This is a genomic window from Pasteurella dagmatis, from assembly GCF_900186835.1.
GTDB lineage: Bacteria > Pseudomonadota > Gammaproteobacteria > Enterobacterales > Pasteurellaceae > Pasteurella > Pasteurella dagmatis.
The window spans coordinates 596,991-612,873 of record NZ_LT906448.1 but is presented as its reverse complement, the minus strand read 5'-3'; the positions used below and the strand labels follow the sequence as shown (position 1 = coordinate 612,873).

Below are 15,883 nucleotides of genomic sequence, written 5' to 3'. Positions count from 1 at the left end.
ATCGTGTTATGAAATTAAAATATGTTCTCTTTTCAACTTGTCTGATGAGTGTCTTCTTAAGTGCTTGTACTTTAGATGTCGCTCGTCCTACTAATGTCAACTATATTAGTCAAGATGACCCAACCTGGCTACAGCACTTATCTAAAATCCAACAAATCAAGTCATACCATAACCAAGGACAATTAGGTTATATTAATAACAAAGAGCGTTTTTCAACTCGTTTTGATTGGCAATATCAAAACTCAACTAACTATGTTTTAGCCCTATCTTCTAACATAAGCAGTTCTACCCTAACAATTGAAATGCGCAATAATATATTGCGTATCTTTGATAATAAAGGTAATGAACGCAGTGCTGAAGAAGCAAGAGTCTTACTAATAAAAATGATGGGGGCAGAATTACCATTAGATAAATTTGCTTTCTGGTTAAAAGGACAGCCTTCTCAAAACACAGATTATAAAGTAGGTGAAAATCATTTACTTGCAAGTTTCGATTATCCAATCAATGGACAAACTTGGACTGCAGACTATCTAAGCTATCACTCTAACCTATTACCACTACCGAAAGATATCTTGCTAAAAACAGAAGGGCAAACGTTGAAAATTCGTGTAGATAACTGGAAATACTAATGAAAAATTATCAACTTTCTACCGCACTTCAACAAATAGAGGGAAAACCACCCCGTTTTCCCTCACCTTCAAAACTAAATTTATTTTTATATATCAATGGTAGACGTGATGATGGTTATCACGAATTACAAACCCTTTTTCAATTTCTTGATTTTGGCGATTGGCTAGAAATTGATATTCGCCAAGATGGCAAAATTTACTTAACACCAGAAATTCCACATTTAAAAACCGAAGATAACTTAATTTATCGGGCCGCACGTTTATTACAACAGCATACAGGCTGTAAACTTGGTGCCAATATTCACTTAGATAAAATTCTACCGATGGGAGGTGGTCTTGGTGGGGGATCATCAAATGCCGCAACAACCTTAGTTGCCTTGAATTATCTTTGGAAAACTAAATTAAACACCGAACAACTGGCTCAACTGGGGCTCACACTCGGTGCGGATGTGCCTATTTTTGTACATGGAAAAGCCGCTTTCGCAGAAGGTGTGGGCGAAAAAATCCATTATTGTGAACCTAAAGAAAAATGGTATTTAGTCCTAAAACCTAATGTATCTATTTCAACTGCAACAGTATTTTCTGATCCAGATTTGGCTAGAAATACACCTAAAAAAGCATTGAGTGAATTGTTACTGCAAAAATATGAAAACGATTGCGAAAAAGTTGTAAGAAATCACTACCCAGAGGTTGAAGAAACACTCCACTGGTTGTTACAATATGCGCCGGCAAGACTAACAGGCACTGGCGCCTGTATTTTTGCCGAATTCGATGATGAGCAAACCGCACAATTCGCATTTCAAGCAAAGCCTGCTCAATATTTTGGCTTTGTTGCACAAGGCTTAAATCTTTCTCCATTACATAAGATGATTGCTCAATTATGTAATGATTAAAACTGATAATTTTATTTCTGACAATCTAAAAAACCTGAGGTTCAATTAAAAATGCCTGACATAAAACTCTTCGCTGGTAACGCAACACCAGAATTAGCAAAACGAATTTCTGAACGTTTATATATTTCATTAGGTGATGCCACTGTTGGCCGTTTCAGCGATGGCGAGATCCAAGTTCAGATCAACGAAAATGTACGTGGTAGTGATGTATTTATTATTCAATCTACCTGCGCACCTACTAATGATAACCTTATGGAATTGATTGTAATGGTTGACGCGCTTCGTCGTGCTTCAGCTGGTCGTATTACTGCTGTAATTCCTTACTTTGGTTATGCTCGTCAAGATCGTCGTGTACGTTCAGCACGTGTACCAATCACAGCAAAAGTAGTTGCTGACTTCTTATCAAGTGTTGGTGTTGACCGTGTTTTAACTTGTGACTTACACGCAGAACAAATTCAAGGTTTCTTTGATGTTCCAGTAGATAACGTATTCGGGTCACCTGTACTTGTTCACGATATGTTGAAAAAATTAGATATGGAAAACCCAATCGTAGTTTCTCCAGATATCGGAGGAGTAGTACGTGCACGTGCAATCGCTAAATTATTAAATGATACCGATATGGCAATCATTGATAAACGTCGTCCACGAGCTAACGTTGCACAAGTAATGCACATAATTGGTGATGTTTCTGGGCGTGACTGTATCTTAGTTGACGATATGATCGATACAGGTGGTACTTTATGTAAAGCGGCTGAAGCATTAAAAGAACGTGGTGCTAAACGTGTATTTGCCTATGCAACTCACGCGGTATTTTCTGGTTCAGCAGCAAAGAACCTTGCAAGTGATGCATTAGATGAAGTGGTTGTTACTGACACAATCCCTCTTTCGCCAGAAATCAAAGCATTAAACAAAGTTCGTGTATTAACCCTTTCTGGTATGTTAGCAGAAGCCATTCGTCGTATTAGTAACGAAGAGTCAATCTCTGCGATGTTCAGCTAGTCAGAAACCGATTTACTCGTAAAAAGAGCGGTTGAAATTTTTGAACTTTTCAACCGCTCTTTTTTACTTCAATAATAAATTTTAAATTAGTTGTATTACAGTCTTAATAATCTTTCAATTTCCTTCGCTCTCGCTAAGAATTTCTTACGTTCAGCTGTACCCATAGTATTACTTGTTCCCGGCAACTTCACTTTTAATGGGTTAACAGCTCGTCCATTAATGTGGAATTCATAATGTAAATGTGGACCAGTAGAACGTCCGGTGTTACCTGACAATGCGATGCGTTGACCTCGTTTAATGCTTTGACCTGCTTTCACTAATGAACGGCTTAAATGCATATAAACAGTCTGATATTCACGGCCGTGACGAATCATAATATAACGCCCCGCACCATTTGCTTGATAAGCAACTTTCTCTACAACTCCATCTGCGGGTGCAATAATTGGCGTCCCAATTGGCATTGCAAAGTCCACACCTTTATGTGGCGCAATCCGTCCTGTTACAGGATGACGGCGAGTCGGGTTAAAATGTGAAGAAATACGTGCTTGGCGTTGTAACGGATAGCGAGCAAAGCCTTTACCTAATGTTTCCCCTTTAGAATTATAATATCGACCGTTAGTTGCTTGGATCGCATAATAACTTTTACCCGCAGTTACAATATGAATTGCTTCCACATTGCCCTGGCCAGTCAATTTATCTCCGATATATTCACGTGAAATATATAATGAAAACTTGTCACCATTTTTAAGGCGTTTTAAATTAGTCTGCCATTGTAAAGTTGTTGTAAGCTGATTAATTTGTCTACCTTGTAATCCCAAGGCTTTAAGACTAGTATTAAAGGAACCATTAATTTTCCCTTTTAGTACTTCTTTTTTCCAAATACTTTTCTTCTCTATAATTTGTCGTTTAAATGAATTATCAGACTGACGTTCATAAACAAACTCTTCTCGTTCTGACACCAACCAATTTAAGTATTCTAAATTACCTTTGGCATCTAAAATCCAATAAAATTGCTGACCAGGTTTAAGTTTTTTAAACTCAGGGTAATTTTTTAATAAACTTGTACTCGTGTCATCCTCTAAACCTGACAATTCAAGAACATTTTGCAATGAATCCCCAGCAACAACAGTATGACTAAATTGGTTTTTAATGCGTAATGCTTGATCCATAACATCAAATAAATCAATCAACGCATTTTTTGCATCTTCAGGCAAATCAGAAAGAATATCTTCATTAATGGTCTTAACTTCATCTACTTCGTCATCTTTTGCATCTAGCTCATCATAAAAAGACGTTGCATCAAGCCCATTTTCTTGTTTTGAATTTGGAAGGTCATTTTCATTAGATCCAATAAGTGTGGTCTGATTATCAGCAACCTCATCTTTGCTTTCTTCTTCTGACTCAGCTCCTTCACTAGGTATTGAAGTAGTTACTTTATCCTCATTCGCAGATTGCTCTGTCGAAATTTGCGTATCTACAGACGCTGTACTTGTTGTTTCCACTAATTCACTTGGTGGTGTATCTTTTTTTGGGGTTAAAAATACACCTAATCCAATTAATAGAATAGCAATTAAGAAAATTCCCAACTTAATCTGAAATTTTCTTTTTCTTCGATCTCTTGCTAACTTAACGTGTCGCACTGGCTATTCCTTCAATTAATATTCGTTATATTATGACTAAGTAAATGTTAAAAAATTCATTACTGAATTGAAAAAACTAAATATGTGCTGAAATCTTGCTCATTACTGGATTTTTATCAGCACAACCTTGTTAAAACCTTAAAAATAGGCTATTTTTATCGAAATTTTAAGATCCAAGTCTAGCAAATAATGCAAATTCATTCTATCAAAATACCCTTAGTTGAGCTAAAAAATATTTATGTTTCTTTTGAGCATAAAAATGCACTTCAAAATATCAATTTAACTGTCTATCAAAACTCAATTATCACAATTGTAGGTCCTAATGGTGGGGGAAAATCGACGTTATTAAAAATACTGCTAAAACTCATCAAACCTTCGTCTGGTCAAGTGATTTATAGCGATAATCTACGCATTGGTTATGTGCCACAAAAGATCCATCTTGATCACAACTTACCTATGACTGTCGAAAAATTTTTGGCACTCAAAAAAGGCATCCGTAAACAAGATATTGATGAGACACTAGCATTACTATCTGTCAGCCATTTACGCAAAAATAGTATGCAAAAGCTTTCAGGTGGGGAAATGCAGCGTATTTTACTTGCTCGAGCTATTCTTAATAAACCTAATTTATTGGTATTAGATGAGCCGACTCAAGGTGTTGATATAAACGGACAAGCCGAGCTTTACCAACTTATTCACCAAACACAACAAAAATTAAGTTGCGCCATTCTAATGGTGTCACACGACTTGAATATTGTGATGGCAGATACCAACGAAGTATTATGTGTTAACCAGCATATTTGCTGTGCAGGTACGCCTGAAATTGTTTCCAATGATCCCACATTCATTCATTTTTTTGGCGATCAATTTGCTAAAAATGTGGCACTTTATACACATAAACATAATCATAAACATAATATGCATGGCGACGTATGCTTCACTTCTGATTTTCAGTCTGCACAATGTGAGCATAAAAACTAACGAGATCCTTTATGTTTGATATTCTTTTTCCTGCTTGGCTAACAGGCATTTTACTTTCTTTGACTACTGCGCCACTTGGTGCGTTTGTGGTATGGAGAAAAATGGCATATTTTGGCGATACCTTAGCTCACTCGGCTCTTTTAGGTGTCGCACTTGGCTTCTTTTTAGAAATCAATCCTTACCTATCTATTTTAATTTTAACATTAATATTAGCAGTCATAATGGTGTGGCTAGAAGGCAAAACACAATTTTCCGTCGATACATTGCTCGGTATCATCGCACATAGCTGTTTATCTCTTGGTGTGGTGACAGTCGGATTATTAGAAAATGTCAGAGTAGATTTAATGGCATATTTATTTGGTGACTTACTTGCAATCACCTACGATGATCTCATTTTCATCACTTCAGGCGTTGTAATCGTATTAGGCACATTAATATATTATTGGAAGCCATTAATCTCAACCACAGTGAATGCCGAATTAGCGCAGGTTGAAGGAATTAATATCAACAAAATGCGTTTTATTTTAATGATTCTGACCGCACTTACAATCGCATTAAGTATGAAATTTGTGGGTGCACTTATTATCACTTCATTACTTATCATTCCTTCTGCAACGGCACGCCGTTTTGCAAAAACACCAGAGCAGATGGCAATCATCGCTGTGTTGATTAGCATGATTTCTGTCAGCCTAGGATTGCTTTTGTCAGCTTATTATGACACAGCAGCGGGACCATCAGTGGTGATATGCTCGAGTTTACTATTTTTACTTTCTTTATTTAAGAAAGAAGTAGCTTAATAAGCTGTTTTTGATAAATATACAAAAGTAAAAAGCCGTAAGTTGTAACTTACGGCTTTCTATAAATTTGATGGCGGAGGAAGTGAGATTCGAACTCACGGAGGGCGTAAACCCTCGCCGGTTTTCAAGACCGGTGCCTTCAACCACTCGACCATTCCTCCATGGTTTTAATGGGGTGCAATATAATATAGTTATGTAAGAGAGTAAACTAAAAAATGGAACAACAACCTTTAAACGTTGTTATTTTGCTCACATTGTTTCTGAATTAAACAAGATATTGCAGAATTGTTAATTTTCAAGATTGACTTTTACTGACCTAACCAGTACTTTAAGGCAATATTTTTATTCCATTTGCACAAGGAGCTTAATCTATGGAATCTCGTTTTGTTGTTGATAATAGAGAAGTATCGCTACTTAGCACGCACAAAGTACTACGTAACACTTATTTCCTACTCGGCTTAACACTCGCTTTTTCAGCAGTTGTTGCTTATATCTCAATGAGTTTAAATTTACCTCGCCCGGGCATTATCTTAATGCTAGCGGGTTTCTATGGTTTATTATTTTTAACCTATAAATTATCAAATAGTGGATTAGGTATTGTGGCAACTTTTGCCTTCACTGGCTTCTTAGGCTATACACTTGGGCCAATTTTAAATGTCTATGTGAACAAGGGCGCAAGTGATATAGTTGTATTTGCTTTAGCTGGCACAGCAGCCGTATTTTTTGCTTGCTCAGCTTATGTTTTAACAACGAAAAAAGATATGTCATTCCTTTCAGGCACATTGTTTGCATTATTCATTGTGTTAATTTTAGGTATGATAGCAAGTTTCTTCTTTCAATCCCCAATGCTCTACATCGCAATAAGTGGCTTGTTTGTAGTGTTTTCTACAATGGGTATTTTATACGAAACCAGTAATATTATTCACGGTGGCGAAACTAACTATATTCGCGCAACAGTGAGTATTTTCGTTTCGCTTTATAACTTATTCATCAGCTTATTAAATATCTTCTCGATATTATCTAATGATGAATAAGCTTCAATGCTTTCAACAAATTTAGCGCCCCATGTTGGGGCGTTTTGCTATAATAAGCACTCCTCAAAGTGCGGTCAATTTTTAGAAAATAAAAAAATGATAGAAGTAAATAATATTCAAATTGAAACAGATGCCTACGGCTATTTATTGGATTTAAACCAATGGAATGAAGATGTTGCACAAGCCATCGCCCAATTAGAAAATATTGAACTCACAGAAGCCCATTGGGAAGTCATTTATTTTGTACGTAATTTTTACCAAGAATATAAAACCTCTCCTGCAATCCGAATGCTTGTCAAAGCAATGGCACAAAATTTAGGTGAAGAGAAAGGAAATAGCCGTTATTTGCAACGTCTTTTCCCTGACGGTCCAGCAAAACAAGCTACAAAATTAGCGGGTTTACCAAAGCCTGCAAAGTGTTTATAAATCAAAATTTTAATTTCTATTTTTTTGAGAACCATTCCTATTTACAAAGCTATTTTTTGAGCATAGAATACGCTTGCGACTTTATTAACTAACAACATAAGGAGAAAATGATATGCGTCGCTTAGCCGTTATTTTAAGTGCAATTGTGCTTGGTATTTCTACATCACCTGCTTTTGCAAAATTTAAAGTGGTAACTACATTTACCGTTATTCAAGATATCGCTCAAAACGTAGCAGGCGATGCTGCTGTTGTTGAGTCAATCACAAAACCTGGTGCTGAAATTCACGACTATGAACCAACACCAAAAGATATCGTGAAAGCACAAAATGCAGATCTTGTATTATGGAATGGTTTAAATCTTGAGCGTTGGTTTGAGCAATTCTTCCAAAATGTGAAAGATAAACCAGCCGTTGTTGTAACTGAAGGTATTACACCAATTTCAATCTATGAAGGTCCTTACAAAGATGCACCAAATCCACACGCGTGGATGTCAACATCAAACGCATTGATCTACATTGAAAATATTAAAAATGCATTGGTGAAATACGATCCAAAAAATGCTGATGTTTATGCGAAAAACGCAGAAAATTATGCAAACAAAATCAAAAAATTAGACCAACCTTTACGCGAAAAATTAGCTAAAATCCCTGAAGGTCAACGTTGGTTAGTTACCAGTGAAGGTGCATTCAGCTACTTAGCCAAAGACTACGGTTTACAAGAAGCTTACTTATGGCCTATCAATGCTGAAGAGCAAGGTACTCCACAACAAGTACGTAATGTGATCGAAACTGTTCGCAAAAACAACATTCCTGTTGTGTTCAGTGAAAGTACAATTTCACCAAAACCAGCGAAACAAGTTGCAAAAGAAACTGGCGCTAAATACGGTGGCGTTTTATATGTAGACTCATTATCAGCTGCAAAAGGTCCTGTTCCAACTTACATTGATTTATTAAACGTAACAGTTTCTACTATCGTGAAGGGCTTTGAGAAATAATGACCGATCCTACCATTGCATCTATTTCGGTCAATGATGTTACTGTACGCTATAACAATGGACACATCGCTATACACGATATGACCTTTCATTTAGAAGGCGGTACAACTTGTGCACTGGTAGGAGTTAACGGGAGTGGAAAATCCACACTTTTCAAAAGTCTAATGGGACTTGTTAAACCACAAGAGGGGTCTATCTCTCTTTGTGGTTTACCTATATCTGTGGCATTGAAAAAAAATCTCGTCTCCTACGTGCCCCAATCAGAAGATGTTGACTGGCAATTCCCCGTTTCTGTCTATGATGTTGTGATGATGGGACGTTATGGCTATATGAATTTTTTACGAATTCCGACCGCACTTGATAAACAAAAAGTGCAAGAAGCTATGCAACGCGTCAATATCGAACACTTAGCTGACCGACAAATTGGAGAACTTTCAGGTGGGCAAAAAAAACGTGTATTCTTAGCACGAGCACTTGCTCAACAAAGTTTAATTATTTTATTAGATGAGCCTTTCACGGGCGTTGATGTGAAAACAGAAAATGCCATTATGGCTCTGTTAGATCAATTGCGTAATGAGGGACATTTAATCCTTATTTCCACTCATAACCTTGGTACAGTTCCTGACTTCTGTGATCAAGTAGTAATGATTAACCGCACCGTCCTTGCTGTGGGTAAAACAGAAACTACCTTTACACAAAAGAACTTAGAACTGGTCTTTGGCGGTGTATTACGTCACATCAAATTACTGGGTAAAGATATCCATGATGATGAGGATTCTCGTTCCGTTACAGTCTTAAGTGATGATGAACTACCTGCTGTGTTCTATGGTGAGACAAAAAATGATCCTCCAGCACCAATCATAAAGCACCCTGGACATAAGGGAGATTAATGATGTGGAATATCTTACTTGAGCCTTTTCAATATGATTACATGACAAAAGCAATTCTACTCTCAGCTGCTGTAGGTGGAATATGTGCTTTTTTATCTTCTTATTTGATGTTGAAAGGTTGGTCACTCATTGGGGATGCTCTTTCACATTCAGTCGTCCCTGGTGTGGCTATCGCTTATGCACTCACTTTACCCTATGCGCTGGGTGCATTTTTTTCAGGAATTTTAGCCGCACTTTCCATCCTTTGGATAAAATCTATTACAAAACTGCGTGAAGATGCTGTTATAGGCTTTATTTTCACGACATTTTTTGCCCTTGGCTTACTCATTATTTCATTAAATCCAACATCGATTAATGTGCAAGATATCATCTTGGGCAATATTTTAGGGATTGCAGACGAAGATGTAACGCAAGTTGCGATTATTATTGCTATTACATTGGGGTTATTGCTCATTTTCTGGAAAGATTTATTGCTAGTCTTTTTTGATGAGACACACGCAACTTCTGTAGGGCTTTCGCCATTACGTTACAAAATTTTATTCTTCACGTTATTAAGTGCATGTGTTGTTGCTGCACTACAAACCGTAGGTGCAATCTTAGTTATTGCCATGGTGATTACACCGGGTGCAACCGCCTATTTATTAACAGATAAATTCCGTATTCTTGCTATTATTGCTGTTACTTTGGGTATAATTACTAGCACTATCGGAGTTTATGTCAGTTATTATTTAGATGGTGCCACAGGTGGATTAATTGTCTGTTTTCAGACCGCCCTTTTCCTACTTGCCTTTTTCTTCTCACCTAAATATGGCATTCTACGCCGTCATTCAATAACGAGAGATAAAGCAGAAATGGAGGCAAATAATGGCAATCTATGATTGGATAATCGAGCCTTTTAGCTATCCATTTATGCAAAATGCTTTATTCACAGCATTAATTGTGGCAATTATCTGTGCAGTATTATCTTGTTATTTAGTGTTAAAGGGCTGGTCATTAATGGGCGATGCAATCTCACATGCTGTTTTACCTGGCGTTGTAATTGCGTTTTTATTGGGATTACCACTCTCTATTGGTGCGTTTGGTGCAGGACTATTTTGTGCATTAAGTGTAGGTTATTTGAAAGAAAACAGTCGAATAAAAGAAGATACTGTAATGGGGATCGTCTTTTCTGGAATGTTTGCTTTTGGTATCGTACTTTTTACTAAAGTAGAAACCGATCAACATTTATCACATATTTTATTTGGTAATTTACTTGGTGTAAGTGATAGTGAACTAATCGAAACACTAATTATCTCAGCCATTATTTTTAGTATTATTACCTTTAAGAGAAAGGATTTTCTCTTATATTGTTTTGACCCCAGCCATACTCGAGTTGCAGGGCTTTCGCCAAAAATCTTACATTATGGTTTATTAGTGTTACTCGCATTAACCATTATTACTGCAATGCAAGTCGTTGGGGTGATTTTGGTTGTGGCAATGTTGATTTCACCTGGAATTACTGCATTTACTTTGAGTAAACGCTTTGATTATATGCTTTTAATCGCTATCGCAATGTCGGTTATCACCAGCTTATTAGGGACGATTATTAGCTATCATATCGATGCCGCCACAGGGCCTTGTATTATTTTATTACAAGCACTCTTTTTCTTAATAGCATTAATTCACCAAAAAATTAAATTACGCCACCTGCATTAATGTAATACATTAAATCCCTCAAAAGCCTCAGAACCCTCATAGCATTGAGCAATTACATGTTCAACTGTGGCGGTTCTAGGTCCTTGCATTAACCAATTATGTAATGCAGTGATCTGCTCTTCAGAGCCTGTTGCTACCACCTCTACGCTACCATCTTGTCGATTACGCACAAAACCCTGAACACCGATTTTTGTTGCCTCACGCCAAGTAAAGTATCGAAAACCAACACCTTGTACGATACCAAAGACAAAAAATTGTTTCTTAACCATAAAATCCTCACTTCTTGTGTTAAATAATGTTCATTGCTTCACAGTTTTTAATATTAAATTCAGTCTTTCTATTTTCATTTCTTGAAAATTCGACTAGCATATAACCTAACACTTTACTGAATAAAGTGCTTGGCTTTAAACTTATGTTCCTTACAAAACTAGGAGTAAATATGAAATTCCGTTTCGCTGCATTAGCAACCGCAGCCTTATTAACTAGCACTGCGAGCTTTGCAGGTGTCATAACAAGCTCATCTAATATCGATTTTCTCGCAATCGATGGACAAAAAGCAAGTAAGTCACTTCTAAAAGAAACCCGTTCTTTCAATATCAATGATACACAAACCCACCAAGTCGTTGTTCGCGTATCTGAAATTGTTCGTTCAGGTTCTGACCGCACTTTATTTGAATCTGATCCTATCGTTGTTACTTTCCAAGGTTCAGCAGATGATGTTGTGATTTCTGCACCTCGCTTAGAAACAGAAAGAGATGCAAATGCATTTAAAAAATCACCAATTATCCACGTAAAAACGGTTTCTGGTAGTGAAGTACCTACTAAACAAGAGTATTTGAAACAAGAAGGTTTCTTACCAGTGGTTAATCTGATTGATAATCTTTCAGAATACAATTCTTCTGATGCTCCAGCCGCAGTAAAAAGTTTTGCAAGTACAACAATGCCTGCTGCAATCCCAGGCTTTAGTAAAGCACAAAAAGGCAAAATTACCGTACAAGGCGAAAATGTTGCAGAACAAATGTTACAATATTGGTATCAGCAAGCAGACAAAGAAACTCAAATTCGTTTCTTAAACTGGGCTAAAAATCAAAAATGATGACTAAAAGTGAGCGTACAGCTCACTTTTATTTTATGTCTTCGAGGAACTGAATGAATAATACCCAACGAACATTACCGACACAAAAGCACATTGCTTTAGTTGCACACGATCACTGTAAAGAAGAATTAATAAATTGGTGTAAAACACACCGCACTTTACTCTCTCAACATCATCTTTATGGTACAGGTACAACGGGCAATATGATTCAACAAATGGCGGAACTGACTGTCAATCCATTACTTAGTGGCCCAATGGGGGGAGACCAACAACTTGGAGCATTAATCGCTGAGAAGAAAATTGACATGCTAATTTTCTTCTGGGATCCAATGAATGCCGTACCACACGACCCTGATGTAAAAGCGCTAATGCGTATAGCAACTGTTTGGAACATCCCAATGGCAATGAATATTGCGACAGCTAACTTTTTAATCAATTCACCAAACTTTAATCAAGAAGTACAAATTCGTATTCCTGATTATGATACTTACTTAAAAGCTCGCCTAAAATAAAAAAGTGCGGTCTATTTTTGTGAAATTTTCAAATCTCATTATAATATCGCTCATCATCATTATGTTGAGTGATATTTATTTGCCTCAACAAGCATTCTGATAAACACACAATCTAAGGAGAACAGGAATGGGCTTAATTTTAAATATTTTGAATTTTGTATTAGGCGGTTTTGTAACCACTTTAGGTTGGTTATTAGCAACATTAGTCAGTGCAGTACTAATAATCACGCTACCTTATACACGTAGCTGTTGGGAAATCAGCAAAATGTCCCTTGTGCCATTCGGGAACGATATTATTCACGTAAAATACCTTGAACCCAAAAATTCAATTAGCAATTCAATTGGTACAATTTTAAATGTAGTTTGGTTCATCCTATTTGGTTGGTGGTTATGTTTATCACATATCTTTGCAGGTATTGCACAATGCTTAACCATTATTGGCATTCCCGTAGGCTTAGCTAACTTTAAATTGGCAGGAATCGCTTTATTTCCTGTGGGTCAGCGTGTTGTGCCAAAAGAAATCGCAGAACTTGCACGCAAACAAGCTGCCGAAAAGCAATTCAGCCAATATAAATAATTATAAGGATATCAATGAACAACTGGCTTAACGCAAAAGTGATTGCCACAATTCCTATTTTTATTGCAGTAAACCTTGCTGCAATAGCAATCTGGCTACTTGATATTTCTGCACAAAGTATGCCTTTGATTCTTGGAATCATCGCAGGCGGTTTGGTTGATTTAGACAACAGACTTACTGGGCGATTAAAAAACCTCTTTTATACCTTAATCGCATTTTCTATTTCCTCACTCATCGTGCAAATTAGTATTGGTAATGGCTATCAATTTACCCTGTTAATGACAACAATTACTTTTATTTTTACGATGGTCGGAGCAATCGGACAACGTTACAGCACAATTGCATTTGGAACCCTAGTCATTGCACTTTATACAACACTCTCTTATCTGCCAGATACCCCATGGTTTATTAATCCAATTATGATTCTATGTGGTACATTGCTATATAGCGTGATAGCACTAGTTGTTCATTTATTATTCCCCAACCGTCCAGTGCAAGAAAATATTGCCAGATCTTTCTTATCTCTTGGTGCTTATTTAGATGCTAAATCACTATTTTTTGATCCTGATGATGTCGAAAACTTAAGCCATAAAGAAGTCAATCTTGCGATGAAAGACAGCCAACTAATCGAGGCGTTTAATGCTTGCCGTATTTCTTTGTTCTATCGTATTAGAGGTCAATATCGCCATAGTCGCACACAAAAAATGATCCGCTATTATTTTTCAGCACAGGATATTCATGAAAAAGCTAATTCAAGTTTATTTAATTATCAAGCCTTAGCAGAGCAGCTGAAAAATACCGATTTAATTTTCCGTATTCAGCGATTATTTGAACTACAAGCTCAAGCTTGTAGACAAATCGGTTTAAGTTTGCAACAAAGCAAAGATTATAAATATGACAACCGTATGGAAAAAGCGGTATTAGGCTTAACACAATCTTTTGAGCTTTATATTCAACAAAATAAGAAAAATGACAGTGCTCATCTTAATCTAAAAACCTTAATTGAAAATATTCAAGCTGTGGATTGGCAACTTCGTCATTTAGATCAAGATACAAACCAAATCGAACGCACAGAAACCGCCAAAATTCATACAGATCAAATTCATGGCTTGCGTAATATCTTTTATACGATTAAAACCCACTGTAATTTTAACTCACAGCTTTTCCGCCATGCTGTACGCTTATCTATAGTAGTATTTACTTCTTGTGCTATTGTAGAGTTTTTCCAACTTGATCGAGGATATTGGATCTTATTAACTGCAGTATTTGTTTGCCAACCAAATTATTCCGCCACTAAATTACGTTTACGCCAGCGTATTTTAGGCACTATTTTTGGTGTAATTATTGGCTCACTTTTACCATATATCAATCCTACTTTAGAACTTCAATTAGGTTTAATTGTAGCAACAAGTACGCTGTTTTTCTTTTTCAGAAGCAATAACTACAGTTTCTCAACATTTTTTATCACAATACAAGTGTTAATTAGCTTTAACGTTATGGGGTTTGATCTCCATGATGCGATGTATTCTCGTGTAATTGATACCCTTATTGGTGCCGCAATCTCTGGGATAGCCGTGTCTTATTTATGGCCTGATTGGAAATATTTGCAATTAGACAAAGTCACTCGGCAAGCAATTAAAAGCAATGCCAAATACTTGCTTTATATCATAAGCCAACTGCAATTTGGTAAAGGGGATAATCTAAAATATCGTATTGTACGCCGCAATGCCCACGAAAATGCGACTGCATTAAGTGCTACAATTTCGAATATGAATAATGAGCCACAAAAATACCAAGCGCATTTACAGCAAGGTTTTGAATTGCTCAAAATTAATTATTCATTGCTCAGTTATATTTCAGCTTTGGGCGCATATCGTAGTAATATGAAAAAGCTACAACAAAGCACGCGTTTTCTAGCAGGCTTTTATCCAATTGCAAAAAAAATCATTTATGTGCTTGAACATATAGAGAAATTAACACCAACTGTTTTTGAAAAGCTACAGAAAAGAATTGAATCAGATTTAAAACAAGCAAGTGCAGAACAAGCAGAAAACTTATTACAACCGCAATTTAGTGTACCAATTCAACAGCTTAATATGATTTGCCAAGTTCTTCCCTCACTTTATAGCAGTTTTCATAAAGCGGATTTACACATCAAGCAAGACTAAAATCGCTGCATCACCGCCCCATTCTTTTGGGGCCTGATGTAATGCACGAACTTTCGGATGTTGTACCAACCAACGGGGAATTTGACGTTTTAAAATATAAGAACCATAACCAGTCATCACACTTACACAATAAACATGTTCGTTTTCACAAGCTTGAATTAAGCTAGCAAGCTCTAGTTTAGCTTGTTCCCTTGTTAAACCATGCAGATCTAAAAACAACTCAGGAGAAAAATCACCTCTTCTTAATTGTTTCAACAAATGTGAATCTTCTCCTTCTCTTAAATATTTGACCGCACTTTCTTCATTTAATAAGGGTTCATATTCGTCCGAAAAATAAAATAACGTGTCTTCTTTTTCTCTAATATCACGTAATGGCGATTTTTGCTTATTTGTTTTTTGACGTGGGATTAAAAAAGTATCTTGTTTGAATGCTTTTATGCCTTTCGTTGCCTCACGGAATAAATCAATATCGTCTTGTTCTAACATCATCTTCTTTCCATTTACAAATTGCGTGCAATCATATCATATTCTTTTTTAGGTTATTTCCCAAAT

General features: G+C 36.5%; 18 protein-coding genes and 1 tRNA gene. 15 read left to right on the top strand and 4 right to left on the bottom strand.

Going from position 1 to position 15,883, the window contains the following annotated elements:
• The first annotated feature begins 8 nt into the window (after positions 1-8).
• Genes lolB through CKV78_RS02915 form a run of 3 tightly spaced genes read left to right on the top strand, consistent with a single transcriptional unit; the run spans position 9 to position 2,521 of the window.
• The gene (lolB, locus tag CKV78_RS02925) at positions 9-629 is read left to right on the top strand and encodes a lipoprotein insertase outer membrane protein LolB (protein WP_005761979.1); all 621 of its coding nucleotides are present in this window, start codon (positions 9-11) and stop codon (positions 627-629) included.
• Complete coding sequence (gene ispE / locus CKV78_RS02920; protein WP_005761977.1) at positions 629-1,522, top strand: 4-(cytidine 5'-diphospho)-2-C-methyl-D-erythritol kinase; 894 nt, start codon at positions 629-631, stop codon at positions 1,520-1,522. The genes lolB and ispE overlap by 1 nt, the downstream gene beginning before the upstream one ends.
• Before the next feature lie 51 nt (positions 1,523-1,573).
• Positions 1,574-2,521, top strand: a complete 948-nt coding sequence (locus CKV78_RS02915; RefSeq protein WP_005761976.1) for a ribose-phosphate pyrophosphokinase — start codon at positions 1,574-1,576, stop codon at positions 2,519-2,521.
• A gap of 95 nt (positions 2,522-2,616) precedes the next feature.
• Here the strand turns inward: CKV78_RS02915 and mepM are convergent, their stop codons facing one another.
• A complete protein-coding gene (mepM, locus tag CKV78_RS02910; RefSeq protein ID WP_005761975.1) occupies positions 2,617-4,161 on the bottom strand; it encodes a murein DD-endopeptidase MepM in 1,545 nt (514 codons plus the stop codon).
• A 189-nt stretch (positions 4,162-4,350) separates the two neighbouring features.
• On the opposite strand from mepM, the gene znuC reads away from it, so the two are divergent.
• Both znuC and znuB read left to right on the top strand, forming a co-directional pair.
• Positions 4,351-5,142: a zinc ABC transporter ATP-binding protein ZnuC gene (gene znuC / locus CKV78_RS02905; RefSeq protein ID WP_005761974.1), complete on the top strand. Its 792-nt coding sequence runs from the start codon at positions 4,351-4,353 to the stop codon at positions 5,140-5,142.
• 11 nt (positions 5,143-5,153) lie between these two features.
• The gene (znuB, locus tag CKV78_RS02900; RefSeq protein WP_005761973.1) at positions 5,154-5,939 is read left to right on the top strand and encodes a zinc ABC transporter permease subunit ZnuB; all 786 of its coding nucleotides are present in this window, start codon (positions 5,154-5,156) and stop codon (positions 5,937-5,939) included.
• A 71-nt stretch (positions 5,940-6,010) separates the two neighbouring features.
• Here znuB and CKV78_RS02895 read toward each other — a convergent pair.
• A tRNA-Ser gene (locus tag CKV78_RS02895) sits at positions 6,011-6,100 on the bottom strand.
• A gap of 210 nt (positions 6,101-6,310) precedes the next feature.
• Between CKV78_RS02895 and CKV78_RS02890 the strand changes: the two genes are divergently transcribed.
• From CKV78_RS02890 to CKV78_RS02865, 6 genes are all read left to right on the top strand, one after another.
• On the top strand, positions 6,311-6,973 hold the full coding sequence (locus CKV78_RS02890) for a Bax inhibitor-1 family protein (RefSeq protein ID WP_005761972.1): 663 nt from the start codon (positions 6,311-6,313) through the stop codon (positions 6,971-6,973).
• 96 nt (positions 6,974-7,069) lie between these two features.
• Positions 7,070-7,399 carry a TusE/DsrC/DsvC family sulfur relay protein gene (locus CKV78_RS02885; RefSeq protein ID WP_032855252.1) on the top strand — a complete coding sequence of 110 codons (330 nt, stop codon included), beginning with the start codon at positions 7,070-7,072 and terminating at the stop codon, positions 7,397-7,399.
• A 112-nt stretch (positions 7,400-7,511) separates the two neighbouring features.
• Positions 7,512-8,393 carry a metal ABC transporter substrate-binding protein gene (locus CKV78_RS02880; protein WP_005761969.1) on the top strand — a complete coding sequence of 294 codons (882 nt, stop codon included), beginning with the start codon at positions 7,512-7,514 and terminating at the stop codon, positions 8,391-8,393.
• Positions 8,393-9,283 carry an ATP-binding cassette domain-containing protein gene (locus tag CKV78_RS02875; RefSeq protein ID WP_005761967.1) on the top strand — a complete coding sequence of 297 codons (891 nt, stop codon included), beginning with the start codon at positions 8,393-8,395 and terminating at the stop codon, positions 9,281-9,283. Before CKV78_RS02880 ends, CKV78_RS02875 begins: the two co-directional genes overlap by 1 nt.
• 2 nt (positions 9,284-9,285) lie before the next feature.
• Positions 9,286-10,161 carry a metal ABC transporter permease gene (locus tag CKV78_RS02870; protein ID WP_032855111.1) on the top strand — a complete coding sequence of 292 codons (876 nt, stop codon included), beginning with the start codon at positions 9,286-9,288 and terminating at the stop codon, positions 10,159-10,161.
• Positions 10,148-10,978: a metal ABC transporter permease gene (locus tag CKV78_RS02865; protein WP_005761965.1), complete on the top strand. Its 831-nt coding sequence runs from the start codon at positions 10,148-10,150 to the stop codon at positions 10,976-10,978. The genes CKV78_RS02870 and CKV78_RS02865 overlap by 14 nt, the downstream gene beginning before the upstream one ends.
• Here the strand turns inward: CKV78_RS02865 and CKV78_RS02860 are convergent.
• On the bottom strand, positions 10,975-11,247 hold the full coding sequence (locus tag CKV78_RS02860; RefSeq protein ID WP_005761964.1) for an acylphosphatase: 273 nt from the start codon (positions 11,245-11,247) through the stop codon (positions 10,975-10,977). The two genes, CKV78_RS02865 and CKV78_RS02860, sit on opposite strands and share 4 nt — an antisense overlap.
• Positions 11,248-11,417: 170 nt before the next feature.
• Between CKV78_RS02860 and CKV78_RS02855 the strand changes: the two genes are divergently transcribed.
• The 4 genes from CKV78_RS02855 (at position 11,418) to yccS (ending at position 15,331) form a co-directional block, all read left to right on the top strand.
• Positions 11,418-12,074, top strand: a complete 657-nt coding sequence (locus tag CKV78_RS02855; protein ID WP_032855109.1) for a curli polymerization inhibitor CsgI-related protein — start codon at positions 11,418-11,420, stop codon at positions 12,072-12,074.
• Between the two features lie 53 nt (positions 12,075-12,127).
• Entirely contained in the window at positions 12,128-12,586 is a 459-nt protein-coding gene (locus CKV78_RS02850) for a methylglyoxal synthase (protein WP_005761962.1), read from the top strand.
• Between the two features lie 127 nt (positions 12,587-12,713).
• A complete protein-coding gene (locus CKV78_RS02845) occupies positions 12,714-13,163 on the top strand; it encodes a YccF domain-containing protein (RefSeq protein ID WP_005761961.1) in 450 nt (149 codons plus the stop codon).
• Positions 13,164-13,177: 14 nt separating this feature from the next.
• Entirely contained in the window at positions 13,178-15,331 is a 2,154-nt protein-coding gene (gene yccS / locus CKV78_RS02840) for a YccS family putative transporter (RefSeq protein ID WP_005761959.1), read from the top strand.
• On the opposite strand, the gene smrB is transcribed toward yccS, so the two are convergent.
• The gene (gene smrB / locus CKV78_RS02835) at positions 15,311-15,817 is read right to left on the bottom strand and encodes an endonuclease SmrB (RefSeq protein ID WP_032855250.1); all 507 of its coding nucleotides are present in this window, start codon (positions 15,815-15,817) and stop codon (positions 15,311-15,313) included. The genes yccS and smrB overlap by 21 nt on opposite strands.
• Between the last annotated feature and the right edge of the window lie 66 nt (positions 15,818-15,883).

What these genes read in the sequence shown, in the direction of transcription:
- znuC (WP_005761974.1), top strand. Translation starts at nt 4,351, where the DNA reads ATGCAAATTCATTCTATCAAAATACCCTTAGTTGAGCTAAAAAATATT.
- CKV78_RS02865 (WP_005761965.1), top strand. Translation starts at nt 10,148, where the DNA reads ATGGCAATCTATGATTGGATAATCGAGCCTTTTAGCTATCCATTTATG.
- znuB (WP_005761973.1), top strand. Translation starts at nt 5,154, where the DNA reads ATGTTTGATATTCTTTTTCCTGCTTGGCTAACAGGCATTTTACTTTCT.
- lolB (WP_005761979.1), top strand. Translation starts at nt 9, where the DNA reads ATGAAATTAAAATATGTTCTCTTTTCAACTTGTCTGATGAGTGTCTTC.
- yccS (WP_005761959.1), top strand. Translation starts at nt 13,178, where the DNA reads ATGAACAACTGGCTTAACGCAAAAGTGATTGCCACAATTCCTATTTTT.
- CKV78_RS02880 (WP_005761969.1), top strand. Translation starts at nt 7,512, where the DNA reads ATGCGTCGCTTAGCCGTTATTTTAAGTGCAATTGTGCTTGGTATTTCT.
- CKV78_RS02860 (WP_005761964.1), bottom strand. Translation starts at nt 11,247, where the DNA reads ATGGTTAAGAAACAATTTTTTGTCTTTGGTATCGTACAAGGTGTTGGT.
- smrB (WP_032855250.1), bottom strand. Translation starts at nt 15,817, where the DNA reads ATGTTAGAACAAGACGATATTGATTTATTCCGTGAGGCAACGAAAGGC.
- CKV78_RS02915 (WP_005761976.1), top strand. Translation starts at nt 1,574, where the DNA reads ATGCCTGACATAAAACTCTTCGCTGGTAACGCAACACCAGAATTAGCA.
- ispE (WP_005761977.1), top strand. Translation starts at nt 629, where the DNA reads ATGAAAAATTATCAACTTTCTACCGCACTTCAACAAATAGAGGGAAAA.
- CKV78_RS02845 (WP_005761961.1), top strand. Translation starts at nt 12,714, where the DNA reads ATGGGCTTAATTTTAAATATTTTGAATTTTGTATTAGGCGGTTTTGTA.
- CKV78_RS02885 (WP_032855252.1), top strand. Translation starts at nt 7,070, where the DNA reads ATGATAGAAGTAAATAATATTCAAATTGAAACAGATGCCTACGGCTAT.
- CKV78_RS02875 (WP_005761967.1), top strand. Translation starts at nt 8,393, where the DNA reads ATGACCGATCCTACCATTGCATCTATTTCGGTCAATGATGTTACTGTA.
- CKV78_RS02855 (WP_032855109.1), top strand. Translation starts at nt 11,418, where the DNA reads ATGAAATTCCGTTTCGCTGCATTAGCAACCGCAGCCTTATTAACTAGC.
- CKV78_RS02850 (WP_005761962.1), top strand. Translation starts at nt 12,128, where the DNA reads ATGAATAATACCCAACGAACATTACCGACACAAAAGCACATTGCTTTA.
- CKV78_RS02890 (WP_005761972.1), top strand. Translation starts at nt 6,311, where the DNA reads ATGGAATCTCGTTTTGTTGTTGATAATAGAGAAGTATCGCTACTTAGC.
- CKV78_RS02870 (WP_032855111.1), top strand. Translation starts at nt 9,286, where the DNA reads ATGTGGAATATCTTACTTGAGCCTTTTCAATATGATTACATGACAAAA.